Here is a 25,593-nt window from a genome sequence, read left to right as displayed (position 1 = left end):
GTCCCATATGGTTTCCTTCCATTCCATAGAAAAGATCGCACCATCAAACCTTGGGATCAAACAATCCTGGGGACTTCTGACGAAGGCGTAGTTATCATCGCGTCACTACCCCGATTAAACCTGAGACACTTGCGCCCGCGGACGACCCACGTCATGGTTGAAAAGGGCAAAAACGGGTGGCGTATAAAATGGTTGTACATGCGGCGGCTTTAGCATTCGACGAGAATGCAAGTCTCGACGACAATCTATCCGTGTTCGGTAACTATATCGACCAGATGGACTCCGCACTGGGAGCGGATATGCGACAGCAAATGTCGGCGCTTCTTGGGGGAACGTACAAGGCGGGTGAATTCTGGGATCGGTTGTTCGAGATTTGTGCTGCGCCGCCCAATGAGGACAGAGACGCAAGCGAGGTAGAGGCCGAAGCAGTACTTGCCAACGAGGCTACCGCCCAGCCATTGGCCGCGCCCTTGCCGCCAGTGACCGGCTGGTTACTTGAAGGCGTTTCGATCGAGGGCTTCAGAGGCGTGAACAATGAGGGGCAACCCCTTGAGCTCAAGCTGAAGCCCGCCAAGGTCAGTAGTATCTCCGCGGTGAACGGCGTAGGAAAGACATCCGTCTACGACGCCGTGCGTTACGCGATTACCGGAAAGCTACCTTGGCTGGATGAACTCCCCGCCGCCGAGCGGGATGAAGACTACTACCAGAACCGATTTCACTCGACCGGTCAGTCCACGATAAAGCTCCGGCTCGTCGCCGAACCAGGCGGAGAGAAATGCGTGATCACCGTCAGCCGGAACAGGCAAGGTCTTCGCTCGGTTGCAGCCACCGCACCTTGGGACGCCAGCGTACTTCTGACTGCGCTCAATCGCGAGTTCGTATTCCTCGATGGACCGACATTTCAAAAGTTCATCGATGCGGCGCCACTCGATCGCGGGCGTACATTTTCCGGGTTGCTGGGGCTATCGGCATACAGCGCCCTTCGCCAAGCCCTCGCGGGTCTGGCGAACACGCGCGCGTTCAACAATCACTTCAGCGTTGCCGCCCATGCACAAATCAAGACGCGCGAAGAGCGGACCGCCGGTGAACTATCAGCAGCAATTGCCAAGGACTACGAGGTTCTAGTTGGCATGCCCCTAGGGGAGTTGCATGCAACGGCTGCAAAAGAGAAGTGCCAAGATGCACTGGCCCAGATCGCGCCGCTGAAACCTGTTTGTGAACGAAAGTCGTTCGCAGCTATCGACATTGACGCTTGCATCGAGGCGATCAAGGATTCCGAGGGTGGGTCGAAACGCGAGCGCCTTGGCGCCTGCATCCGAGAGCGTGGCGATCTCGCTAAAGTTAATCATGAGGCACCAACTGCGGAGCGGGCCGCGCAGCTTACCACAGTTGCCGCCCAGCGGGAGGACACGCTGGCAAGGACTGCCGGCGATCTGATGCTGCAGCTTTATCAGGCAGGCTCGAAGGTCATGGAAACAGAACCGTGGGAGGATCCTCATCTTTGCCCGCTTTGCGATGGGGCGGGAACTCACAGCCTGCAGGACCACATCGCCTCCAAGCTCTCCGAGTTCGAGGCCTTGGATATGGCGGCTAGGGCGCTGGCGACGGAATGGAGCGAGTCCGGGTGGACTGAGCTTCTTCAACTCGAATCCGCGATGGAGCCCAACGCCGAAAAACGTCTGCTCGCCGCTCTGCATACCCAAGCCGCCGCCGGGTCAATCACCAAAACGGAAGCAGAGGCGTTGGCGGAGCATCTTGCGGCGCTGCGCACAAAAGCTTGCGAGATAGATGCCCAGTTGGCAGCGGAGCAGGCCCACCTCGAAACAGAATTGCCGCCGTCGTCAGTCGAAGTGACCACGAAAGTGGAGACCGCGCGGCGCTTGCAGGATAGCTGGAATAAGCTCGAGATATCCCAGAATGTGATTGCGAAAGAAGCCGCAAGAGTCGACTGTGTCGATCGAGTTCGTGAGTTTCTCATTGCTGCCTCCAAGACTTTCGCGACAGCGGAAGCAGGTATGAGCAAGGCTCGCCTTGCTGCCGTCGAACCTGTCTTCAAGGACTATTTTAGGAAGATGGCGTTTCACGGCGTCGAGCCAGCCGTTTCTAAGAAGGCAAATGGCGAGGATCTGCGCATCAGCCTTACCCAATTTCACGGGCTAACCAACGTCTCACCACAGGCGCTTCTCTCCGAGAGCTTCCGCAACGCTTTCGCGATCTCGCTCTATTTGGCGGCCGCATCTCTTTACGGCGGACTGCCGAAATTCGTAGTTCTCGATGATGTAACTTCCAGCTTCGACGCTGGGCACCAGCATTTTCTTGTTGAACTCATTAGAACCACCTTCGCGAGGCCTGGAAACGCGACAGGACCGCAGGTGATCCTGCTGAGCCATGACACAATGCTCGAAAAGCTATTCAACAAGCACAGCGGATCGGGAACGTGGTGGCACCAGCGCCTTGAGGGGGCACCTCAGGTTGCAGTACTTCCGCAGGCCGGAGCGGTCAACAAGGTGCGCGATCGCACCATTTCGATGCTTCAAGCCGGTCAGGTCGACTCGGCCAAGGAAGGCGTGCGGCAGTATTTAGAATATCGACTGAGCGATCTCATCAGTAAACTAAAGATCCCGGTGCCGGTGGACATCGCCTTCAACGACGACAAGCAATTGTCGAGCGAATTCCTCAAAGCCATTGAGGCGGCCGTCAAGCTGCACAAGGCCGCCAATTGCCTCGAACTCGACGCGGCCCAGGAAGCGGGTCTTAACGCCAACATGGTGACGATCGTTGGAAACTTCCTAAGCCATTGGGGCACTGGCCAGACAGTGGCATTCTCCGGCCCATCCCTGCTCGGCGTGATGCAGGCGATCGATGACTATTGTCATTGCTTCACCTTCGAACCTACGCCGGGAGCGGCCAGAACTTACTATAAGTCACTATCCCAACGACAATAGAAACGCTTCTTCCACCGCCAAACGCCGATGCTTAGTGCTCCCTGCATCCACACAGAACATCGTGGAAGCTACATTGCAGGGTGCAGTGGGGACTTGAAAGGCAGCTCTGGGCCGTTCTCCCCATCAAAGCAGCCCGCTGACCACGACTTTGCAAAGGTTGCTATCTGCGCACAGCCGACCTTGGTGCGCAGATAGCATACGGGCTTCGGTCGTCCAGGGCTTGAAGGGCCGCTTTTGCCAGTCTGGCCGAGAACTTTCGCTGACGCAGCGAATGTCCGCAATCCGCCATTCGTGTCGCTATTTACCCCCGCGCCGCATTATGTACGCTCAAAAAAATGCTGGTCCCAACTGTATTCCGTATCTATGCAGAATGCTTGGGACCAAACACAAATATCCTATTGAAATACATAGACTTCATAGGGACTGTAACTCCCTCGCGGAGACGCACGCCTGGTTCGATTCCAGGGTCGCCCACCACTTTTCCCAACATTCAGATTATTGGGCCCAGTGCGGCTGACACCCCTGCTCTTCCAGGGTCAAGACGTTGACGCCTAAGCAAACTCAGGTCGCTTCCGCCAATAAAAAAAGGCCGCCGCCCAGTGAAGGACGGCGGCCGGATCATGGATCAGGTCGGAACCTAGACCATCATATCTTCTTCTAGCAGATCTTCCTCGGCAGCATCCATGTCCTTGAGCTGATCTTCGTCGATCGGCTTGAGGATCGGCACACCCGCGACATAGCCGACGTCGTATTGCGCGTCACAGTCATCGCCGGTGTCCGCAGGGGCATCGCAGGCTGTGACTTCGATGTTGTCGATGTAGATGTCTTCGTCTGTCGCCGAGATGTCAGAGACAAAGCGGAACGTGACGTCGCCGTCCGCCTCATCCAAGACGCCGCCGGAATAAGACAGTGTGGAATAACTGCTGTCGAAGGTCTGGCCGGTTTCTGACCCGACCATTTCGGTGCCGTGATCGTTCACGCGGAATTCGTCCAGCAACACCCAGTTGTCGTCGTTCATCTTCACTTCAAGGCGCAGGCTGTCTTCGTTGGAGCCTGAGTTTTCGAAATTCTTGATGCAGCCGGCCGCAGCGTCAAAGCTGATTGTGGTCGGACCGGACGATTCAATGGTTTCCAATTCCAGCGTGCCATCGCGGTGGCCGTCCGTATTCAGATCACCATAATGGGTATCAACCGCCCAGTTGTCAGAGCTAGCGATTGCGTCACTCTCTTCGGGCGTGTGGATGTCTTCGAAGTCTTCGCTCAGCACAGTTTCGGGCACGCAGACTTCGCCGCCCTCCACAACAACCTCGTCAGAGACTGTCACGGACAGGTTGTCGATCTTGATCACTTCATCGTTGGCCGAAATATCCGAAACGACCCGGAATTGTGCGCTGTCCTGCGCGGTATCAAGGATGCCGCCGGAGTAGCTGACCGTTGCACCATGCGCATCGAATGACTGGCCAGTTTCAGAGCCCACAATGGCATTGCCGTGGTCATTCACCTGATATTCGTCAAGCAAGACCCAGCCCTGTCCGTCGATGTTCACTTCAACGCGCAGGCTGTCTTCGGACCAGCCGGAGTTTTCAAAAACATGGGTGTTATGCGTCGTCAGGTCCATCGTCAGCGTGACGGGGCCGTCGGTCGCGACTTCATTAAAGGTCACTGTGCCGTCGTAATGACCGTTCGTGACCAGCTTGTCCCAGGCCGTTGTCCAGCCTGTGTTGCTTTCTACGCTATCCGCATCCGAGACGCGGTGCAGGTCATCAAAGTCATCTGCCAAGGCTTCCTGGACGACGATTTGCGTCGTGGTGCCGCCGCTTGCCTGAGCTTCGGTGCCAGTCATCGACAGGTTGTCGATCTTGATCACTTCGTCGTTGGCCGAGATGTCTGACACGACGCGGAACTGCGCGCTGTCCTGAGCGGTATCAAGGATACCACCAGAGTAGCTAACTGTTGCACCATTCGCGTTGAAGGACTGGCCGGTTTCAGAGCCGACGATCGCATTGCCGTGGTCGTTGACCTGATATTCGTCCAGCAAAACCCAGCCTTGACCGTCGATGTTCACTTCCACGCGGAGGCTGTCGGCGTTGTGACCGGAATTTTCAAAAACATGGGTGTTATGCGTCGTCAGGTCCATCGTCAGCGTGACGGGGCCCTCGGTTGCGAATTCCTCGAACGTCACGGTGCCATCGTAGTGGCCGTTGGTGACCAGCTTGTCCCAGGCGGTTGTCCAGCCGGTGTTGCTTTCCACAGCGTCGGAATCGGTAACCGAGTGCAAATCGTCAAAGTCTTCGAACAGGATCTCCTTGGATACCAGCACAGGTGCATCACCGGGTGCGTCGCCCGTGGTCAGCACCAGGCCATTGCCATCATCGGAGTTCACGACCGTGGCAAGGCTGTCGAGATCTAGATCTTCCAGCAGCAGGGGTCCGTTGTCCGAGAAAATCGTGAAGTTTGCCTGCGGTACTGTGCCTTCGGTCGAATCGTCAACGGTGCCGAATTGCACGCCGATGTCGTAGCCGTCCGCGACTTGAGCGCCATTGGCCAGGGTGTCCACATCATTCACTGCCGCCTGGATACCGGTTACAGGAGAGAAGATTGAACCGCCATTCGCGTCGGGGAAAAAGTTGATCGCATCCAGCGTGCTATCATCCGAAAGGTTGAAAAAGATGCCGTCGATGTCACCGATGGGCTGCGACGGGTCCGCAGGTTCGATAGAAACAAAGATCGCACCGGTGGGCGTTTCCGTCAGGATGACGTTGACTTGCGGGTCACATCCCAACGTAACGGTGACGGGGACTTTTGCGGATGATGATGCGGTTGTCATAACAGCTCCTGACAAATTGAATAATAGGTTTCGGTAGCCGCAGCGCCTGTTCCAAGTCACGCAAAACCACAAATTGGCCATATTTGCGCACCATTGGCGCCGTTTTGTCGGGATTGGTGACGGGAATTGTTTCGGCCTTGGCGGCAATAAACGGTGCGCCGCGTTACTGTGGAATATGCAGGGTCAGCGCGTTGCGCGGCGGCTGCGAATCGTTCGTTTGGTCGTGAAGCTGAACGCGATCCGGCGAAGAAAGCGCCTCGCGCTTCAGCGAGACTCCTTTTGATCTGATCGGAAATGCATTCTTTTGCGAAGGCCACAATCGGGGTATGGTGGGAAAAAACACAGGCGCAGTATACTCATGGCAGGCAAGGCAACGGTCCCGCAAACCTTCAACATTGTTATCGTCGGCCAACATGGCAGGCTTGCATATGAGGCCCTGCTGTTTGCCGCTTCCTTGCGACACTGCAGCCCCGGTTTTAAAGGACGGCTGATTGTCGCGGAACCCCAGGCGGGCGTGCGCTGGAAAAACGATCCCAGCATCAAAGACGCCGACATCCGCGCCGCCCTCGTTGATTTCGGGGCCGAGATCATTCCCTTTACCAACACCTACTTCGGTGAGACCTATCCCTACGGCAACAAAATCGAGATGCTCAAGGTTTTGCCCAAGGGCGAGCCTTTCGTGTTTTTTGACACGGATACACTAATTACGGGCGATATCACTAAGGTGCCCTTCGACTTTGACCGGCCCAGCGCATCGCTGCGCCGCGAAGGGACGTGGCCAGAGCCTCAACTCTATGGTCCGGGATATACCGCGCTTTGGAAATCGCTTTATGACAAGTTCGGGCTGGATTTCGAAAGCAGTCTCGACCTCAGCGAGCCAGATGAATACTGGCGCCGCTATCTCTACTTTAACGCTGGCTTTTTCTATTACCGCTGCCCGCGTCTGTTCGGGGCGAAGTTTCTCGAATACGCGCTGGCGATCCGCGATAGCCCGCCCGTCGAGCTTTGCGCCCAGAGTTTTGACCCGTGGCTTGATCAGGTCGCCCTACCGCTTGTCATCCACGCGTTGGGGGGCGGGCGTGATGCGCTGGCACCGGGCTATCTGGACGGTGAGGTCAGTTGCCATTACCGCTTCCTGCCCCTGCTCTACGCGCGCGAGAGCGAACGGGTGATCGACGTGCTGGAGAAGATCGCAGCCCCTAATAAGCTTAAGAAAGTGTTAAAGGGGTCGAATGCGATTAAACGGACTGTCTATCAGGGGCGCGGCCACAAGGTGCGGGCGCTGTTTGATCAGGATCACCTGCCCCGCAAGGAACAGATGATCCGCAATCAGATTAAAAAGAACGGTTTCTGGATCCGCTAACCCGGTTTCAGCTGGGTTTTTCCAACAAGGTGTAGGTCGAGATGATCGCATCCTGCACGGTAGCACGGGCGATCCTTCCCCGCTCATTGCGTTTGCTGCGTGCACCGGCGGCTTTCTTGATCACGCGGCCGATTTGTTGGTTCAGCGACACGGCGGCGCGCTTTGCAGCGCGTGTGCCTTCGGCTTCCTTACCGCCTAACGCCAGCGCGTATTGCTCCGTAAACTCGGCCGAGGTCTGCGCCTCTTGCACGACCTTCAGGATAAAGTCTTCTTCGAATTTGCCAGCCGCGTCCATTTCACCCGCCAAAGTGACGGCGTGATTGATGACAAAGCGTTTGGCGGCCAAACGCACGGCCAGCGGATCATTCTGATCCGCGGTGGCGATGACGTGGGTTTCCACCAGCATCTGCATATAATGCGTCATGTTCATATCAGCGGCCTTGGCCTGCGCACTCATAAAGCGCTGCACTGCTGGCTCCAATGTAAATGTCACGGTCGAGGCTTTGGCGATGGCCTCCATGCGCCGTGCTTTTCTCGCCATCCGCTTGGTGGCGGCTTCGCTTTCGGGCGCTTTGATTTTTTCTATTTTACCCATTTTGACATCTCCTGCTCAAAACATACTTGTCATGTATGCTGAATGGCAGCTGTCGTCAACATACTTGTTATGTATGTTCAGGCAATGTGGCTTCTGATCCAAGATGGCAGACGGATGTTCTGCCTGCCTGCCTCCTCGAAAAAACACCCGTCTTGGTCAAAGGTCGCCGGATAAACCTCTGTCCCCCAGTCACTGCGCTCCCTTGTCTGCCCAGCGGCCATGGCATAAACCCTGCCCCAACCCCGCTAGACGGGCTATCAAGGAGGAACAGCATGACCGATACATCTTACGGCTTTGACACGTTGCAAATTCACGCAGGGGCCCGGCCCGACCCTGCGACGGGCGCGCGCCAGACGCCGATCTACCAGACCACCGCCTATGTTTTTCGCGATGCGGACCATGCTGCGGCGCTCTTTAACCTGCAAGAAGTCGGTTTCATCTATTCACGCCTGACCAACCCGACAGTGGCGGTTTTGCAAGAGCGCATCGCCACACTGGAAGGCGGCGTCGGCGCAGTCTGTTGTTCCTCGGGGCACGCGGCACAGATCATGGCGCTGTTCCCGCTGATGGGTCCGGGCAAGAACATCGTCGCCTCGACGCGCCTTTATGGCGGCACGGTCACGCAGTTCAGCCACACGATCAAACGCTTCGGCTGGGAATGTAAATTCGTCGACTTCGACGATCTGGATGCGGTGAAAGACGCCATTGATGACAACACCCGCGCCGTCTTTGGTGAAGCCATCGCGAACCCCGGCGGCTATATCATGGATGTGCGTGCCATTGCCGATATCGCCGATGCCGCGCAGGTGCCCCTGATCATCGACAACACTACAGCAACCCCGTTTCTGTGCCGCCCCATCGAACATGGTGCGACGCTGGTCGTTCATTCCACCACGAAATACCTCACCGGTAACGGCACCGTCACCGGCGGCTGTATCGTGGATTCAGGGAACTTCGACTGGTCCGCGACCGACAAATTCCCCTCACTGAGCCAGCCGGAGCCTGCCTATCACGGTCTGAAGTTTCACGAGACCTTTGGCAATCTGGCGTTTACCTTTCACGGCATTGCCATCGGGCTGCGCGATCTAGGCATGACGATGAACCCACAGGCTGCGCATTACACGCTGATGGGCACCGAGACACTGTCACTGCGGATGGAACGGCATGTCGAAAACGCCGTGAAAATCGCGAATTGGTTAGAGCAGGACGACCGCATTGAAAAGGTCACCTATGCCGGTCTGGAATCTTCACCCTATTATGAACGGACGAAAACGGTCTGCCCTAAAGGCGCAGGTGCCTTGTTCACCATCAGCGTGAAGGGCGGTTATGAGGCTTGCGTCAAACTGGTTAACGGGTTGGAGATCTTCAGCCATGTGGCCAACCTCGGCGATACGCGCTCTTTGGTTATCCACTCGGCTTCGACCACCCACCGCCAGTTGTCACCGGAGCAGCAGGAAGCCGCTGGAGCCGGGCCAAATGTCGTGCGTATTTCCATCGGGACCGAGAATGCCGACGATCTGATTGCAGATCTGGATCAAGCACTCGCGCAGGCCACCGCCTGATATCAATCTATGTCACATGGGCTGATTGACGCTCATCTGGCCTGCGGCAGGAAACCACCTGCCGCAGGCCTTTTCATGTCCGGTCCCAGCCGTTATTCTTTAACCAATTGGTGTCTATGTTTGCGGCACCCTATATTTGTGTCAAAGTGGTAGCGATGAAACCGAGTTTTGCCCTGTCCCTTTCCTTCGACGGCATTCGCCTGTTGCACCGGGCGGCTGGGGGATGGCGCGTGGTCGGCGATGTGGCGCTGAATGCGGCGGACATGAGCGCGGAACTCGCGGTCTTGCGCCGGACGGCAACGGCACTGGAATCCGGCGGCCTGCGCAGCAAGGTTTTGCTGCCGAATGAACAGATCAAATATCTGAGCATCGACACACCGGGGATGGATGACAGCGCGCGACGTGCTGCTGCGACCGCCGCTTTGGACGGGGCCACACCCTATGCGGTCGATGATCTGGCCTTTGACATCAGTGCCGAGGGCGACGTCACCCATATCGCCGCCGTGGCCCGCGAAACCTTGGCCGAGGCCGAAGCCTTTGCCGCTGAACACCGTTTCCACCCCGTCAGTTTCGCCGCGATCCCCGGTGCGCAATCCTATCTGGGGGAGCCGTTTTTTGGCGTCGCCAGTGGTGCCGCTAGCTTGCTCGAACCGGGCGAGACCGTGGAACCGGATGGCATCGCGGTCGTCGTGGTTGGCGACGTCAAAGCCCCCGCTGGCCCTGTCGTGTCGGAGCCTGAGGCCGAAAACGCTTCCGCGCCTGAGCCGGAAACCAAAGCGCCCGAGCCGACGAATGAGACCGTGGAAGAGGCTGTCGTCAGTGCGACCGAAGAGCCATCTGCCACAGAAGCTGAGGACGAAAGTCCCGAAAGCGAAGAGACACCTATCAAAGCGCCCCCTGCTCCGGAGCCGCCAACCGCTACTTCTTCAGCGGGTGCCGTAGCAGAACCCAAGGCCGCATCGGCAAACCTCGGGTTTGCCAGTCGTCGTGCCCCCGATAAACCTACCGCGCCGCAACTGGACGGGGTCAAACGGGATCAGAAGACGCCCTCCGCCCCCGCTCCCCTGCCCGATCCACCGAAAGTTTCGGTCGCAGCCCCTCGGATCGAGATCGACGCGGAGGCAAGCCCGGCTGTCGTACCTCCACCTGCCGCGCCCGCCGCCCCGATTGTCGCCCCGGTTACAGATGCACCGCCAACTACGGGGTTCCTAAGTCGCCGCAAGGCAAAGCCCGCCGCAACGGCACACCTGCCCGCCAGCACTGATATGACCGAAGAAACCGGTAGCGAACGCGAGCGCATGACCATCTTCGGCGCACGCAAATCGCAGGTTGGCGGCAAACCCCGCTTTCTGGGGCTAATCCTGACCGCAGCGCTTTTGGTTTTTCTAGCAGGTGTCGCAGCTTGGGCATCGGTGTTTCTGGATGACGGCATCAGCCTGTCGCGGCTGTTCAAAGATCGTAGCGCGCCCGAAACCGCAACCGTAACTTCGGAACTTCCCGTCGCTCCCGACACGGCCACGTCAGCCCCAATCGCGGACCCGGTCGAGCTTGCAGCCCTCGACCCCAGCCTGACCGAAGAAGACAGCGCCGTGCTGGACGCGCTTCAGGATCTCACGCAACCCGGTACGGACGCCCCGCTTGAACCAGCCGATGTCGAAGCAAGCTATGCCGCGACGGGCATCTGGCCGCAGGCTCCCGATGTGCCGGGTGAACCAGCCGCGCTGATCGGGCTGGACGAGCTTTATCTCACCAGCATCGACCCCGTGAGCACGACCACCGATGCGGTGGCACTTCCCTTATCCAGCAGCTTTGACAGCGATCTGGTTCTTGCCACTGTATCGTCGCCTGCAGCGGCTGGAACCCAGTTTGCCTTAAACCCGCAGGGTTTGGTCATTCCCACCGCGCAGGGCGCGCTGAGCCCGGATGGATTTACCGTGTATCTGGGACGCCCCCCGCTGGTGCCGCCGGTTGTCCCGACACGGTTTGAGTCTGTCCCGGAGGACAACGTGCTGCGCACGGCCCTTGCGGCGCTGCGTCCGCAGCCACGTCCATCCGATCTGGCAGAACAGTCAGAGCGGGCCAATCTGGACGGGCTGACACGGACCGAGCTTGCAGCCTACCGTCCATCCTTGCGTCCGAAATCTATTCAGCAACAGGCTGAAGCGGCCGCCGCGCCGCCAGCCGCTGACCCCGAGCCGATTGTGACCGACGGCGCTGTCGCACTTGCTCTCACGCCGCCCGACCCCACAGCCGGGGCCACGAAATACGCAGTCCGCGCTTCCATCCGGCCTGACCTGCGCCCACGCAACTTTGCGCGTATCGTGCAACGCGCCCGGCGGGCCGCCCCGCAGCAAGAAGTGCGCGTCGCATCCGTCGCGCCACGCGTTGTTGCACCAAAAATCCCATCCAAGACCTCGGTGGCGCGGCAAGCAACGGTCAAGAACGCCATCAACTTGCGCAAAGTGAACCTGATCGGAGTCTACGGCAAACCGTCAAACCGCCGTGCACTGGTGCGTCTGAGCAATGGCCGCTACCGCAAAGTCGTTGTGGGTGACAAGATCGACGGCGGCCGCGTCTCGGCTATTGGCGAGGGCGAGTTGCGCTATACCAAACGCGGGCGAAACTTGGTGCTCAAGATGCCTCGGTGACGCCCCTGAGCGATCAAGCGACAGCCTGCTCAAATGCATGAATTTATGTCTGCATTCTAGCCTTTCTTGCCAACTTGCCGCATATGTCGCTTAATCTACGCGGAAGTAACGCATCATGCTCGACCAAACCGACTACCGCCTGCTGGCGGCGCTTCAAAAAAATGCCCATTTGACCGCACAGGAGTTAGGCGAACGATTGCATCTATCTCCGTCACAAGCAGGGCGGCGGCGTCAGCGGCTTGAAGCGGATGGGTACATCGAAAGCTATACCGCGCGCCTTGATCCATTGAAACTCGGCCTCAATGTTCAGGGTTTCGTGCAAGTCCATCTGGTCAGCCACGGCCCCGAACAATCGCGCAGTTTTGCCCAGCTTTTGGCGACCCGTGCCGAAATCGTGAGCGCGTGGACGATGACCGGGGATGCAGACTATCTCCTGAGGGTTTACTGTGAAGATCTACCCAGCCTGAACCGGCTGATTCACGATGTTTTGCTGTCTCATCCTGCAGTGTCGCGAGTCCACAGTCAGATCGTGATGGACCAGTTGAAACGTGACGGGCCTTTGCCCACCTGAACGCGCCGCAGCGCATTTGAGAGGACCGACATGGAAGGTTTCCTGTTCCAAGCGACGATCTATCTGGCAGCGGCGGTGATTGCCGTACCCATCGCGTCGCGGTTGGGCCTTGGGTCGGTGCTGGGCTATCTGGCGGCGGGCATCCTGATTGGTCCCGTCCTTGGTCTGGTCGGGTCCGAGACCAAGGATTTACAGCACTTCGCCGAATTCGGCGTTGTGATGATGCTCTTTCTGATCGGTCTGGAACTTGAACCCCGCGCGTTGTGGGACATGCGCCACCGGTTGCTGGGACTGGGCGGTTTGCAAGTTGTCCTGTCAGCGGCCGCCTTGATGGGGATCGCAATGGTTTACAGCCAGCCGTGGAATGTGGCCCTTGCCATCGGTCTGACACTGGCGCTTTCCTCAACTGCGATCGTGCTGCAAACCCTGTCCGAGAAGAACTTGATGCAGACAACCGGGGGGCGCTCTGTCTTTTCCGTGTTGTTAACTCAGGACATTGCGGTGATCCCGATCCTCGCCTTTCTGCCGTTGCTGGCGATATCAACTGTAATGGGGATGATGCCGGACGGTTCCATCACACTGGATCCCGAAAAACTGGACGACGCTCATGCCACCGGCGAAGGGCATCATGGCCCCGCTGCTGTTGATGCCGCTTTTGATTTCATTCAAAGCCTGCCCAGCTGGGGTATCACGCTGGTCACACTCGGGGCCATTGCGTCAATCATCATAGTGGGCGTTTTCTTTACCCGCCCTGTGTTCCGCTTTATCCATTCCGCCAACCTTCGTGAAATGTACACCGCACTGGCGCTGTTGATCATTGTCGGCATCTCTTTTCTGATGATGCTGGTAGGGCTGTCGCCTGCGCTTGGTGCCTTTCTGGCGGGTGTCGTGCTGGCCAGCTCAGAGTTCCGGCACGAGTTAGAGACCGACCTTGAACCCTTCAAAGGACTGCTGCTGGGACTGTTCTTCATCACCGTCGGGGCAGGCATCAATTTCGAGCTGCTCTTTGGGGATACCGCTGTCATCTTCGGAATGGCGCTGTTGGTCATCCTCGTCAAAGGACTGATCCTTTTCGCTCTGGGCCACATCTTTAGGCTACGGGGGCGCGACAAATGGCTCTTTGCGCTGGCACTGGCGCAGGCAGGCGAATTCGGCTTTGTCCTCGTCAGCTTTTCGGTCACCACAGGGGTCATGCCGGACACCGTGGCAGAAACGCTGTTGCTAGTGATCGCCTTGTCCATGCTGATCACCCCCCTACTTTTCATCCTTTATGACCAGATCAGTAAACGGATGGAGGAGACCGGCGGCCCGCTCATCCCCGATGAAATTGACGAAGAAGGTCCGGTCATCATCGCAGGCATTGGTCGGTTCGGGCAGATCGTCAACCGTCTGGTCCAGGCCAGTGGCTTTCAAACCGTGGTGCTGGATCACAATCCTGAAACCATTGCGGTGATGCGCCGCTTTGGGTTCAAAGCATTTTTAGGCGATCCCACCCGGCCCGATATACTGCGCAAAGCAGGGCTGAAAGACGCGCGAGTGCTGGTTGTAACGCTGGATGATCCGAAGGCGGCGCTGGCATTAATCGCCTATGCGCGCAAGGAACGTCCTGATCTGCACATCGTAACGCGCGCGCATGACCGAACGGATGTTTACCGCCAGTACCAGGCCGGCGCGAATGACATCGTGCGCGAAATGTTCGACGGCTCATTGCGCGCAGGCCGCTATGTGCTGGAGAACATGGGTCTATCTGAATACGAGGCGCATGAGGCGGAACGGATATTCTATGCGCATGACCGCATGTCGGTCCGCGAACTGGCTTCACTCTGGCGCCCTGATGTGGCCCCGTCCGAGAACAAGGCCTATGTGGCACGCGCAAAGGAATTGCAGAAAGACCTTGAAACGGCGTTCCTGAACCGCGGGGACGAAGACGAAAAGAAGCGGGCCTGAGGCGGCCTGCACTTTTGTGTTTTCAAGCGTCGCTGACGCCCGCTTGGGCAAAGGTCGCCATGCCTGAGTGACAGGCCATCGCCGCCTTCAATACGCCAACGGCAAGCGCCCCGCCCGAGGCTTCGCCCAACCGCAGCCCAAGCTGCAACAACGGTTCCTTGTTCAACGCTTTAAGCAGCGGGCCGTGTGCGCCCTCGGCGCTTTGGTGTCCTGCCACGGTGTGATCCAACGCTCCTTCGGCAGTCTTTGCCAAAGTGAGCGCGGCTGCGCAGCAGATGAACCCGTCAAGGATCACCGGAATGCGCAGCGAACGCGCCCGCGCAATCGCCCCTGCCATCGCCGCCAGCTCGCGACCGCCCAAGCGCCGCAGCACCTCGAGCCCGTCGCCCTGATCACTGTGCAACGCAACCCCTTCGGCAACGACATTGGTCTTCAGCGTCAGACCCGAGTCATCAACGCCTGTCCCGCGCCCGGTCCACTCTTCCGCCGCACCACCCAGCAATGCACAGACGATCGCGGCGGCGGCGGTGGTATTGGCGATCCCCATCTCGCCTACGACCAGCAAATCGGTATCCGGTGCGACAGCCTGCCAGCCGGTGCCAAGTGCCGTGACCAGTTCCTCTTCGCTCATCGCGGGGCCTTGTGTAAAATCCTGCGTGGGGCGATCCAGATCAAGCGCCACCACATCAAGTCGTGCGCCATTGGTGCGTGCAATCTGGTTGATCGCGGCCCCGCCGTGCTGGAAATTCATTACCATCTGCGCCGTTACTTCCGGCGGAAAAGCCGAAACCCCACGCGCGGCAACGCCGTGATTGCCCGCAAAGACGATCACTTGCGGGGCTGATATTTCGACATTCTCACCGCCTCGCCAGCTGCGATACCACAGGGCAAGATGCTCAAGCCGGCCCAGGGCACCGGGCGGTTTGGTCAACTGCATGTTGTGCTCTGACGCGGCGGTCCGTAGACCCGCGTCAGCACCGGGCTGCGCGGCAAGCAATGCGCGGAATTCGGATAGGGTTGCAAAATCTTGGGTCATCGGCATGCTCGGTCTGACTGGTGTGCTGGCTTCTGTCTACCCACTGCGACCGGACACAGGAAGGGGAGGAGAGGCACAAAATGACCGGAAACGACATCGCCCTGCCCGCCTTTCGTCCACGACTTCACGATGTGGGCATGGCCTTTGCCTTGCTGACGCGGCTGCCTTTGCCCTTCGTACAGTTCAAAACCGACGATCCGCGCCCTGCGGCCTATGCGGCATGGGCCTATCCCCTGGTCGGCATATTCATCGGTGGCATCATGGCAGGCATTGGTGCAGTAGCTATCAAGCTGGGCCTACCACCTACAATCGCTGCGCTTTTGGCCTTGGTGGCAAGCGCTTTGGTCACCGGCGCGATGCATGAAGACGGATTGGCCGACTGTGCGGACGGCTTTTGGGGCGGCTTGGACAAGGCCCGACGACTGGAGATCATGAAAGATAGCCAGATTGGCACCTATGGGGTGATTGCATTGCTGATGTCCTTGGGATTGCGAGGCATCGCCCTGGCAGTCCTGTTGGGTGCAGGGCTGGCTTTGCCTGCGCTGCTTGGGGCAGCTGTCGTTTCACGCGCCGCGATGGTGGCGGTTATGTATGCTTTGCCGCATGCGCGGTCGGGCGGCTTGTCCCGTCAAACAGGGTGCCCGCCTTTAGGTGCCGTTGGTGGGGCCGCGGGATTGGCCCTCGTCGCGCTGCTCTTCGCCCTGCCGGTGGCGAGCGTGGTGATCACACTGGCGGCGGTGCTTGGCTCCGCTGCAGTCGCAAAGGCAAAAATCGGCGGGCAAACCGGTGATGTTCTTGGCGCGACGCAGCAGCTCACAGAGATTTCCTTGCTGCTGCTCTGCGTGTCCGCCCTCGGCTAAATGCAAAACACCGCCCCCTCGGGGACGGCGCTTCCAATTCATTCCGTGCAGCAGATCAAGCCGCGATGCGGCTTTCCAGCACGTCACCGATTTGCTTGGATGCCGCGCCCTCGTCGCCACCACCAACAGCCGCGACCTCGCGGGTCAGCCGTTCGAGTGCCGCTTCATAAAGCTGACGCTCGGAATAGCTCTGCTCACGCTGGTCGTCGGTGCGGTGCAGGTCGCGCACGACCTCGGCAATGGCGATCAGATCACCAGAGTTGATCTTTTGCTCATATTCCTGCGCCCGACGGGACCACATGGCGCGCTTAACCTTGGCCTTGCCCTTGAGAGTCTTCATCGCATGGCTGATGACATCGGGGCTGGACAGCGCACGCATCCCGATCTCGGTCGCCTTGTGCGTCGGAACGCGCAGGGTCATCTTGTCTTTCTCGAAGGAAATCACAAACAGCTCCAGCGTGATGCCAGCGACTTCCTGCTCCTCGACTGATACAATCTGGCCCACGCCATGCGCGGGATAGACGACAAATTCGTTGGGGCGGAAATCTAGCTTTTTCGACTTACTCATGTAGTGGCTCCTATAGCGCGGGCATGCCCGCCGGGGGGACCGGTCCAATTGTGCAGACACGTAAAAACGCAAACCAACGGGACCGCAGGGCGCGGATTGGCGTGCGTTTCAATGAAAGTGTCAGATCAACCAGCGGCAGCTGGGTTGTGTGGGTACACGTCTTAGACAGACCATTTTCGATATCATATTTATGAGTATAACACAAAATGCGGGTTGACGGAAGAACGGCCCGCCGGGCGGTCAATGGCCGTCATTACCCAATAATTTATGGACCTGTGCACGCATTGCGCCGGTGAGTGACGGCACTGTTTTCGAATCAGCCACCCTCGCCCGGTGCTTCGGAAAAGTACTTCTCAAGCTTGCCGGCTTCGCCGTCGCGCTCTTCTGCTTCGGGCAGCGGATCTTTCTTGGTGATGATCACCGGCCAAAGCTCTGAGTACTTGCGATTGAACTCTACCCATTTGTCCATGTCCGGCTCTGTGTCCGGACGGATCGCATCTGCGGGACATTCCGGCTCGCACACACCACAGTCGATGCATTCATCGGGATGGATGACCAGCATGTTCTCGCCCTCATAGAAGCAGTCCACCGGACATACCTCGACGCAGTCGGTGTACTTGCAAGCAATGCAGCTGTCGTTGACGATGTAGGTCATGGGTGGGTCTCTGTCAGGTTGGGATGCGCCGTGCCTAAATCAGGGGGCAGGATCATTCAAGGTGGCGGGCCTTAGAAAGATCAAGGGTGCGGCGATCCTTCTTACTGGGGCGCCCTTTTCCGTCAAAACCGGGATTATGAGACTGTATGTCCTTCGGTTTGCGCTCTGGCGGGGACAGATCTGTATAAAGGGTCTGTGCTTCGGGTGCGGGGCCGCGCCTTTCGCCGAGTGCATCGATCTGGATCACGCGAATATGATCGCCCTGTTCGAATGTCAGCACATCCGCAGGGCTGACAGTGCTCGAGGTTTTCTGCGTCAGTGTTCCGTTTATCCGCAGACCGCCAGCTTTGACCCGTGCGGCGGCAATCGAGCGTGTCTTGAAAAACCGCGCGTGCCACAACCATTTGTCCACGCGCAATTTTTCAATTGGTTCTGCCAATTATTTGCTGTCCTTGAGGCCCATGAGGGCGGCGGCAAATGGATTGTCCGGGTCGATCGCCTTTTCCTTCTTTGGCGGGCGGGCCGAAAAGTTTTGCGACTTGTTACCGCCGTCACTACGCGGCGCACCTTTGCGACCTTTGGCAGGCGGTTTGCCCTTACCTTTCCCGCGAGGCTTATCGCCACTGTCACGGCGCGGACCGCTATTTCCACGTGGGGCGCGCCCCCATGTGAAGATATAGAACGTTTCCATCTCCGCACCCGCGACCGCCGCATCTGGCGCAGTGCCCACTGGCGTTTCCTCGGCCACAGAATCGGGGATGTGATCCGCAACTTCCGGCGTTTCAGCCGTTTCGGACACGACGGGTGCAATGCCATCGTCCGGCATCGCGCCAACTTCCGGCGCGATATCGTCAGGGGACGGCGTTTCCGGTGTCTCGATGATGCCGCCCGCAGGTTGCTCTGCTGCGACGTCCATCACGGGCTTATCGGGAGCGTCGTCTGCTGCAGCCTCGGCTCCGGTCGCCTCGGGGACAGTGGTGTCGGCTGACGCATCCATCATCTTGTGGCTGCCGTCTTTGGGTGTCACGGCGTCTACGGCCTTTACCTTCGTCCGCTCGCCCTTTTCGGCCTTATAGCCCAGACCGCCCATCAGATCGGCAAACTGGTCCAAGGTCATCCCGGTGATCGAGAGCATATCAGCCTTAGCTTCAAACCCGCCGCGCGAATCTTCCGCGCGAAGCATGTCAGCCAGACGCTCCAGCATGTCGATGCGGATGGCCCGTGTGCCAGCGTTGCGGTAGCCGGCCATTGTATCAGCACCTTCGGGTGCACCGGCTTCGACCGGAATGGTGACCAATCCGGGTGGTGGCGATTCGGGGAATTCGGACAGCCCTTTTGTTAGCGACCACAGAACAAGACGCAGGCGCGTCGGCGCGGGCTTCAACAGAAGCGGCATGAAAATGGTGAATTGTCCAAAACGGATGCCATGCTTGCGCAATGCGCCGCGTGCATCCTGATCCAACGCTTTCACGTCATCGGCCACCGCAGCGCGGGGCAAAACGCCAAGGTTCTCGACCAGTTGAAAGGCAAAGCCACGGGCCAGACCAGTCAGTGCTTCATCTTTAGAGAGTGCGATCAGAGGTTCGAACAGGGCTGCGACCTTGCGGTCGATGAAGTGCTGCAACCGGCGTTCGACCTTCTGCGCCACCTCGGCACCTGCCACATCGTCGACAAACACCTGAACCTGCGGCTTCAATGCATCGCTGCCCGCAACCAGCTTGCCGACCGCAGCAGACCCCCACATGAGGCCCCCCTGCTCGGTAAAATCAATCTCTGTATCGGGCGCGTTGTAAAAACGATCGGCCCGCAGGTGGAATTGCGGGGCAAGCGCCTGCATGGCGGCGGACTTGATGGTCTTGTCTTCGGCACCGCTCGCACCCTTGTCAGCGCGGAACCGGAACCCGTCCAGCTTGCCTACATATTCGCCTTCTACTGTGACCTCACCGGTCTCGTTTACTTCGGCCACCATAGCTTCCTTCTGTCCTAGCCGGCGCAAAAGCACGGATGTGCGCCGGTCTACAAATCTTTGGGTCAGACGTTCGTGCAAGGCGTCTGACAGTCTGTCTTCTACGACACGGGTCGCCCCGCGCCAATGGCTTTCGTCCTTCGTCCACCCTTTGCGCTGTGCGACATAGGTCCAGGTGCGGATAAACGCCAATCGCTTGGACAACGCATCAATATCGCCATCGGTTCGATCAATGCGTTTAATTTGTCGCGCAAGCCAATCGTCGGGGATCGTGCCGCGCTGGTGCAGGTCGATAAAAATGCTTTCCAAAAGACTGGCATGTTCAGCATGGCTGATGCCGCGAAAGTCTGGAATGCGGCAAACATCCCACAGCAACTTGACCGATGGACCATTGGTGCAGCGCGCAAAGACCTCATCAACCTGCCCAAGTGCTTTGAGCGCCCGCAGGTCATCTGCTTCACGCGCGCGGACAAGTCTCTCGTCGTCGGGCTTTTCTTCCAACGTGGCAATCAACCGGTCGATCGAGCCGAATTGCAGTGCGTGATTGCGCCAGTTCACCTTGTTCTGGGGGGTGAAGCTGTGGTCCATGATGGCCCGCGCCACCCCGTCATCCAGTCCGGGCGCATCGCCGGTGGTGCCAAACGTCCCGCTTTTAAAGCCGCGTCCCGCACGCCCCGCAATCTGCGCTAGCTCATTAGGTGCCAGGGGACGCATGCGCCGTCCGTCAAACTTGGCCAGCGCCGAAAAAGCAACGTGATCAACGTCAAGGTTCAGGCCCATGCCGATGGCATCCGTGGCTACCAGATAGTCGACCTCGCCATTCTGGTACATATCGACCTGGGCGTTGCGCGTACGCGGCGACAGCGCCCCCATAACGACCGCAGCACCCCCCTTCTGGCGACGGATCAGTTCTGCGATGGCATATACATTTTCAACCGAAAACCCTACAATGGCACTCCGAGGGCGCATCCGGCTTATCTTTTTCTGACCAGAATAGATCAACTCCGACATCCGCTCGCGCCGAACGAATTCCACCCCCGGCACCAGGGCTGCGATGGTCCCGCGCATTGTGTCCGAGCCTAGAAAATTGGTCTCGTGTAGGCCCCGCGACCTGAGCAAACGGTCGGTGAATACATGCCCGCGTTCCGGATCACAGCACAATTGAATTTCATCAATGGCAACGAAATCGGCACCCATACCTTCGGGCATCGCCTCTACCGTGCACACCCAATATTGCGTGCGCGGCGGCACAATGCGTTCTTCGCCGGTGACCAGCGCCACAACTGATGGGCCGCGCAACGCGACAATGCGGTCATAGACCTCTCGCGCCAACAAGCGCAGCGGCAGGCCGATGACGCCGGTGCGGTGCGCCAGCATTCGGTCTATTGCATAAGTGGTTTTACCCGTATTGGTCGGGCCTAAAACGGCCACAACCCTGCGCTGGTCTGACACTGTAGTCCCCGATCAGATTTCGCGGCCAATGCCGTCGCGCCGCAGGCGGGTCAGCGCCTTCGATGCATTTTCATGGTTGGGATGAAGCGCAAGCACCTCACGGTAAAGCGAAGCCGCTTTGCGAAGGTCGCCGAATTCCTGAAACAAGACAGCAAGGCCGAAGATCGCATCGAAATGCGTCGGGTCCAGCGCCAGTGTGGTTTCAAGATCATCCAGAGCGGGGCCATAGAGATTGGCGCGAAAATAAGCCTTTGCCCGTGCGTGATACCCTTCGGCAAAACGCGGCGCGTGGTCGGTCAAGGCGGTCAAATGCTCAATCGCCAAGCCGAAATTGCCATCCTGCATCGCATCCCGGCCCCGCCGCAGCAGCAGATCCATCGCGGCGGATCCTGATCTCGACCATTCCAGCTCAATCTCCTTTACCACCCGAGGTGCCTCTTGCGCGGTGGACGACTGCAGCTTTTCAAACAGTTCCGCAGGTGCCGGGGCCGCCAGAGCAGGGCCGCACAGCAACACTGGCAGCACAATTGCCGCGAGGTGACGTTTGAGGTTGACGGGTAAGATGCGCATAACAAGACTGAATGTAACAGGCTGCCGCCACAAATCCAGACGTGACCGGAGCCATTTTGCCAAAAAGGGCGTAAGATGAGCGATATTGTGAACGAAGCGGTTGCCGCACTGAATGAAAAACTGGCCGGTGCCGATTTTGACGGGACGGCAAAGTTTGATATTGAGGGCGAAGGCGCTGTGATGATCGACAGCGCAGGCGCGCGTGCGGCGGACGATCCTGCGGATGTGACGCTGAGCGCGGATGCAGATACCTTCAAGGAAATCCTCGACGGCGAAACCAATCCGACATCTGCCTTCATGACCGGAAAATTGAAGGTCGATGGCGACATGGGCATGGCGATGAAGCTGGCAGCTGTCCTCGCCTGATGGACCTGAGCCCGGCCCCCTTTTTCACCGATGTGCTTCCCGGCCCCGACGGCGGCGAAGCGCATTGGGTCGTCACTTCTGACGGCAAAAGGATCAGGGTCGGGCATTGGCCTTTGACTGCCGCGAAAGGCACCGTGCTGCTGTTTCCGGGCCGCACTGAATACATCGAGAAGTACGGGATAACGGCAAGAGAGCTTGCCCAGCGCGGCCTGGCCACTTTGGCCATAGACTGGCGCGGACAGGGGCTTGCCGACCGTATGCTGGATGATCCGTTGGTGGGTCATGTGGATACCTTCGGCGACTATCAAAAGGATGTCGCTGCAATGATGCGGGCCGCGCGGGCGCTTGGCCTGCCGCGCCCTTACTTTCTGCTGGCGCATTCGATGGGTGGCTGCATCGGTTTGCGCGCTGTGATGGAGGGGCTGTCGGTTCAGGCCGCAGCCTTTACCGGACCGATGTGGGGCATCTATGTCAAACCGCATTTGCGCCCATTTGCAACATTTCTGTCGAACATGATGCCGCGACTGGGCAAGGGGCACGGGTTGCCACCCGGCACCAGCCTTGTTCCCTATGTCCAGGCTGCTCCGTTCGAGGATAATATGCTGACGACCGACGCGCAGATGTACGATATGATGCGCGATCAATTGGCCGCGCACCCGGAACTGGCGTTGGGTGGACCCAGCTTTGTCTGGCTGCGCGAGGCGCTGTTGGAAACGCGGCACCTGGCACAACGGGCGGCACCGAACCTGCCAGCTATTACCTTTCTCGGCACCAACGAACGCATCGTCGCACTGCCCCCGGTCCACGCGCGGATGGAGAACTGGCCCGCTGGCCGGCTCGTTCCGGTAGAGGGCGGCGAACATGAGGTTCTAATGGAACCCGAGCACATGCGCGGTCCCGTGCTGGATGCAATGGAAAAACTGTTTCTCGGCACCCCGACCACCTGAGTTTGCCTCATCAGCCTTTGCAAACCGCGACAGCGGCTTAGATTTAGCTGATGACACGCACACCTGTACTCACCTTCACCGAAAACGGGATCTACTGTCCGGCTGGTGATTTCTACATCGACCCCTGGCGGCCCGTTGACCGGGCGCTGATCACCCATGGGCATGCAGACCACTCGCGCTGGGGGATGGGGCGCTACCTTGCGACCCACGCTGCTCTGCCCGTGATGCGGCACCGTCTGGGCGAGATTACCGCCGACGGCATTGCTTATGGTGAGGTGCGGCAGATCGGCGGCGCAAAGGTGTCGTATCATCCTGCGGGCCATGTGCCGGGATCGGCGCAGATCAGGGTGGAAGTGGACGGTGAGATTTGGGTCGCATCGGGCGATTATAAAGTCGTCGACGACGGGCTTTCAGAAGCTTTCGAGCCGGTCCGCTGTCACCATTTCATTACCGAAAGCACGTTTGGCTTGCCGGTGTTCCGCTGGGAAGACCAAGCAACGATTGCGGCACAGATCAACGGATGGTGGGCTGCTTGCAAAGCGGCGGGCAAGACGGCTTTTCTGGGGGCCTATTCTCTTGGCAAAGCGCAACGTCTAATCACGATGCTTGATCCCGACATCGGTCCCATTCTGACCCACACAGCGGTCGAGAATACCAACCGGGTCATGCGCGAACAGGGGATCGCTCTGCCCGACACGGTGCTGGCGGATGCCGACATAAAGCCCAAGGAATACCCCGGTGCGATCGTCATCGCGCCACCTTCTGCCCTTAGCAGCGCCTGGGCGCGAAAATTCGGCCCGCAAGAGACCGGCTTTGCCTCTGGCTGGATGGCCGTACGCGGCATCCGCCGGCGGCGGGCGGGTGACCGTGGGTTTATTATCTCGGATCATGCGGATTGGTCAGGACTGCTGGAAGCAATCAAGCTGACCGAGGCAGAAAATATATATGTAACACATGGTTACACGGACATCTTCACGCGATACCTGAACGACAACGGTTGGCAGGCGCAGGTGGTGCCGACCCAGTTCGAAGGCGAAACGCTGGACCAGGGGGAAGAGGCATGAAGCGCTTTGCAACCTTGTTTAACGCCATCGACCAAAGCACTAAAACAACAGTAAAAGTTGCCGCACTTGCCGCATATTTCAGCGAAGCGGAAGACGCTGACAAACTCTGGACCGTGGCGCTGTTTTCGGGCCGTCGTCCGAAACGCGCCGTAACCACCACGCGCCTGCGGGAATGGGCGGCGGAAGTCGCGGATGTACCGCTTTGGCTGTTTGAAGACAGCTATGCCATCGTCGGCGATTTGGCTGAAACCATTGCGCTGGTGTTGCCACCCAATACCACTAGCGACAACCGCTCTCTGTCCCAGTGGATCGCTGATCTGCGCGGTCTTGCTGATGTGGACGAACCCGAGCGCAAAGCCTTTGTGTTGGATGCCTGGCGGCGCTTGGGCGGGACCGAGCGCTTCGTCTTTAACAAGCTGATCACCGGAGGCTTTCGGGTTGGCATCAGCCAAAAACTGATGACGCGGGCGCTGGCGAAATCGACGGCTAAGCCAGAACCGGAAATGGCACACCGGTTGATGGGCAATTGGCACCCCGATACCGACACTTGGCACAGCCTGATCGAGGCTGAAGACGCGAGCGCCGATGCGTCACGCCCCTACCCCTTTTACCTCGCCTACGCGTTGGAGGATGGGCCTGAAAACCTTGATACGCCTGAAGATTGGCGGGCGGAGTGGAAGTGGGATGGCATTCGCGGGCAACTCATTCTGCGCGATGGCAGCTATTTCGTTTGGTCGCGCGGCGAAGAGTTGATGACCGACCGTTTTCCCGAACTGGCCCGGGCTATCGACCACCTGCCATCAGGCACGGTGCTGGACGGCGAATTGCTGGTCTGGTTGCCTGACGCTGCGCAACCTGCATCTTTCAACGCGCTGCAAGCCCGGATCGGGCGCAAGACAGTCCCGAAGAAGCTGCTGACAGAATCCCCCGTAGTGCTTCATGCCTACGATTTGTTGGAATGGGAGGGTCAGGACATACGCGATATGCCGTTCGCAGAGCGCCGCGCCTTGCTGGAAGCGGCCTGTGCGGACCTACCGGTTGATGCGCCAGTCAAGCTCTCGCCCCAACTCAAGTTCAGCACATGGGACGATCTGGCGACGTTGCGTGCCACCGCCCGTGAGGAAAATGCCGAAGGGCTTATGCTGAAACGCGCGGACAGCCCCTATCTTTCGGGACGCAAAAAGGGTGATTGGTGGAAATGGAAGCTTGATCCGCTGACGATTGATGCGGTGATGATTTATGCGCAATCCGGCTCTGGCCGCCGCGCGAACCTCTTTACGGATTTCACGTTTGCAGTACGCAACGGCGACGATCTGGTCCCTTTCACCAAGGCCTATTCCGGCCTCACGGACGCCGAATTCCGCAAGATCACTGCCTGGGTCAAGAAAAACACGCTGCAGCGTTTTGGCCCCGTGCGTCAGGTCACGCCGCATCACGTGTTTGAAATTGCCTTTGAGGGCATACAAGCCTCCACGCGGCATAAATCCGGCGTGGCCCTGCGCTTTCCCCGAATGAAGCGCTGGCGACAGGATAAACCGCTGGCAGAAGCGAATACCCTTGATGATCTGAACGAAATGCTGCGCATCTACGGCTAGCGGGAGGTTGTTCCCGCCCGCCGCCGCGCTTAGGTATTGCGAAACAGAATTAAGGA

General features: G+C 58.7%; 19 protein-coding genes. 11 read left to right on the top strand and 8 right to left on the bottom strand.

The annotated features are described in order from the left end of the window. Positions 1-176: 176 nt before the first annotated feature. Entirely contained in the window at positions 177-2,945 is a 2,769-nt protein-coding gene (locus tag Z945_RS0112285; protein WP_161634092.1) for an AAA family ATPase, read from the top strand. A 637-nt stretch (positions 2,946-3,582) separates the two neighbouring features. Here Z945_RS0112285 and Z945_RS0112280 read toward each other — a convergent pair. Beyond that, complete coding sequence (locus tag Z945_RS0112280; RefSeq protein ID WP_025052407.1) at positions 3,583-5,772, bottom strand: hypothetical protein; 2,190 nt, start codon at positions 5,770-5,772, stop codon at positions 3,583-3,585. 358 nt (positions 5,773-6,130) lie between these two features. On the opposite strand from Z945_RS0112280, the gene Z945_RS0112275 reads away from it, so the two are divergent. Next, a complete protein-coding gene (locus Z945_RS0112275; RefSeq protein WP_025052406.1) occupies positions 6,131-7,135 on the top strand; it encodes a hypothetical protein in 1,005 nt (334 codons plus the stop codon). Positions 7,136-7,142: 7 nt separating this feature from the next. Here Z945_RS0112275 and Z945_RS0112270 read toward each other — a convergent pair whose 3' ends face one another. Continuing rightward, positions 7,143-7,730 (bottom strand): hypothetical protein, encoded by a 588-nt coding sequence (locus tag Z945_RS0112270; RefSeq protein ID WP_025052405.1) that lies wholly within the window; start codon positions 7,728-7,730, stop codon positions 7,143-7,145. A gap of 272 nt (positions 7,731-8,002) precedes the next feature. On the opposite strand from Z945_RS0112270, the gene Z945_RS0112260 reads away from it, so the two are divergent. The 4 genes from Z945_RS0112260 to Z945_RS0112245 all read left to right on the top strand — a co-directional run bounded on the left by Z945_RS0112260 (position 8,003) and on the right by Z945_RS0112245 (position 14,458). Then, on the top strand, positions 8,003-9,292 hold the full coding sequence (locus Z945_RS0112260; protein WP_025052404.1) for an O-acetylhomoserine aminocarboxypropyltransferase/cysteine synthase family protein: 1,290 nt from the start codon (positions 8,003-8,005) through the stop codon (positions 9,290-9,292). 155 nt (positions 9,293-9,447) lie between these two features. Beyond that, the gene (locus tag Z945_RS0112255; protein ID WP_025052403.1) at positions 9,448-11,940 is read left to right on the top strand and encodes a hypothetical protein; all 2,493 of its coding nucleotides are present in this window, start codon (positions 9,448-9,450) and stop codon (positions 11,938-11,940) included. A 115-nt stretch (positions 11,941-12,055) separates the two neighbouring features. Beyond that, positions 12,056-12,511 carry an Lrp/AsnC family transcriptional regulator gene (locus Z945_RS0112250; RefSeq protein WP_025052402.1) on the top strand — a complete coding sequence of 152 codons (456 nt, stop codon included), beginning with the start codon at positions 12,056-12,058 and terminating at the stop codon, positions 12,509-12,511. 30 nt (positions 12,512-12,541) lie between these two features. Further along, positions 12,542-14,458, top strand: a complete 1,917-nt coding sequence (locus Z945_RS0112245; RefSeq protein ID WP_025052401.1) for a cation:proton antiporter domain-containing protein — start codon at positions 12,542-12,544, stop codon at positions 14,456-14,458. 22 nt (positions 14,459-14,480) lie between these two features. Here the strand turns inward: Z945_RS0112245 and cobT are convergent, their stop codons facing one another. After that, positions 14,481-15,494, bottom strand: a complete 1,014-nt coding sequence (cobT, locus tag Z945_RS0112240) for a nicotinate-nucleotide--dimethylbenzimidazole phosphoribosyltransferase (RefSeq protein ID WP_025052400.1) — start codon at positions 15,492-15,494, stop codon at positions 14,481-14,483. A gap of 80 nt (positions 15,495-15,574) precedes the next feature. Between cobT and cobS the strand changes: the two genes are divergently transcribed. Continuing rightward, the gene (gene cobS / locus Z945_RS0112235) at positions 15,575-16,354 is read left to right on the top strand and encodes an adenosylcobinamide-GDP ribazoletransferase (RefSeq protein ID WP_025052399.1); all 780 of its coding nucleotides are present in this window, start codon (positions 15,575-15,577) and stop codon (positions 16,352-16,354) included. Positions 16,355-16,409: 55 nt separating this feature from the next. On the opposite strand, the gene Z945_RS0112230 is transcribed toward cobS, so the two are convergent. The 5 genes from Z945_RS0112230 to Z945_RS0112210 all read right to left on the bottom strand — a co-directional run bounded on the left by Z945_RS0112230 (position 16,410) and on the right by Z945_RS0112210 (position 21,565). Further along, positions 16,410-16,922 carry a CarD family transcriptional regulator gene (locus Z945_RS0112230; RefSeq protein ID WP_025052398.1) on the bottom strand — a complete coding sequence of 171 codons (513 nt, stop codon included), beginning with the start codon at positions 16,920-16,922 and terminating at the stop codon, positions 16,410-16,412. 316 nt (positions 16,923-17,238) lie between these two features. Beyond that, positions 17,239-17,577: a ferredoxin FdxA gene (gene fdxA / locus Z945_RS0112225; RefSeq protein WP_025052397.1), complete on the bottom strand. Its 339-nt coding sequence runs from the start codon at positions 17,575-17,577 to the stop codon at positions 17,239-17,241. A gap of 52 nt (positions 17,578-17,629) precedes the next feature. Continuing rightward, the gene (locus Z945_RS0112220; RefSeq protein ID WP_025052396.1) at positions 17,630-18,016 is read right to left on the bottom strand and encodes an RNA-binding S4 domain-containing protein; all 387 of its coding nucleotides are present in this window, start codon (positions 18,014-18,016) and stop codon (positions 17,630-17,632) included. After that, positions 18,017-20,995 carry a helicase-related protein gene (locus Z945_RS0112215; RefSeq protein ID WP_025052395.1) on the bottom strand — a complete coding sequence of 993 codons (2,979 nt, stop codon included), beginning with the start codon at positions 20,993-20,995 and terminating at the stop codon, positions 18,017-18,019. It lies immediately after the preceding gene. A gap of 12 nt (positions 20,996-21,007) precedes the next feature. After that, positions 21,008-21,565: a tetratricopeptide repeat protein gene (locus tag Z945_RS0112210; protein WP_025052394.1), complete on the bottom strand. Its 558-nt coding sequence runs from the start codon at positions 21,563-21,565 to the stop codon at positions 21,008-21,010. A gap of 75 nt (positions 21,566-21,640) precedes the next feature. Between Z945_RS0112210 and Z945_RS0112205 the strand changes: the two genes are divergently transcribed. From Z945_RS0112205 to Z945_RS0112190, 4 genes are read left to right on the top strand one after another with little or no spacing between them, the layout of a single operon-like run. After that, positions 21,641-21,931 (top strand): SCP2 sterol-binding domain-containing protein, encoded by a 291-nt coding sequence (locus Z945_RS0112205; RefSeq protein ID WP_025052393.1) that lies wholly within the window; start codon positions 21,641-21,643, stop codon positions 21,929-21,931. Beyond that, positions 21,931-22,878, top strand: a complete 948-nt coding sequence (locus Z945_RS0112200; RefSeq protein ID WP_025052392.1) for an alpha/beta fold hydrolase — start codon at positions 21,931-21,933, stop codon at positions 22,876-22,878. Before Z945_RS0112205 ends, Z945_RS0112200 begins: the two co-directional genes overlap by 1 nt. A 50-nt stretch (positions 22,879-22,928) precedes the next feature. Continuing rightward, on the top strand, positions 22,929-23,942 hold the full coding sequence (locus Z945_RS0112195) for a ligase-associated DNA damage response exonuclease (RefSeq protein ID WP_025052391.1): 1,014 nt from the start codon (positions 22,929-22,931) through the stop codon (positions 23,940-23,942). Then, the gene (locus Z945_RS0112190) at positions 23,939-25,537 is read left to right on the top strand and encodes an ATP-dependent DNA ligase (RefSeq protein ID WP_025052390.1); all 1,599 of its coding nucleotides are present in this window, start codon (positions 23,939-23,941) and stop codon (positions 25,535-25,537) included. The genes Z945_RS0112195 and Z945_RS0112190 overlap by 4 nt, the downstream gene beginning before the upstream one ends. Positions 25,538-25,593: the final 56 nt, after the last annotated feature.

The sequence above is a fragment of the Sulfitobacter noctilucae genome, assembly GCF_000622365.1.
Classification (GTDB): Bacteria; Pseudomonadota; Alphaproteobacteria; order Rhodobacterales; family Rhodobacteraceae; genus Sulfitobacter; species Sulfitobacter noctilucae.
This window is presented reverse-complemented; position numbering and strand designations above follow the sequence as displayed.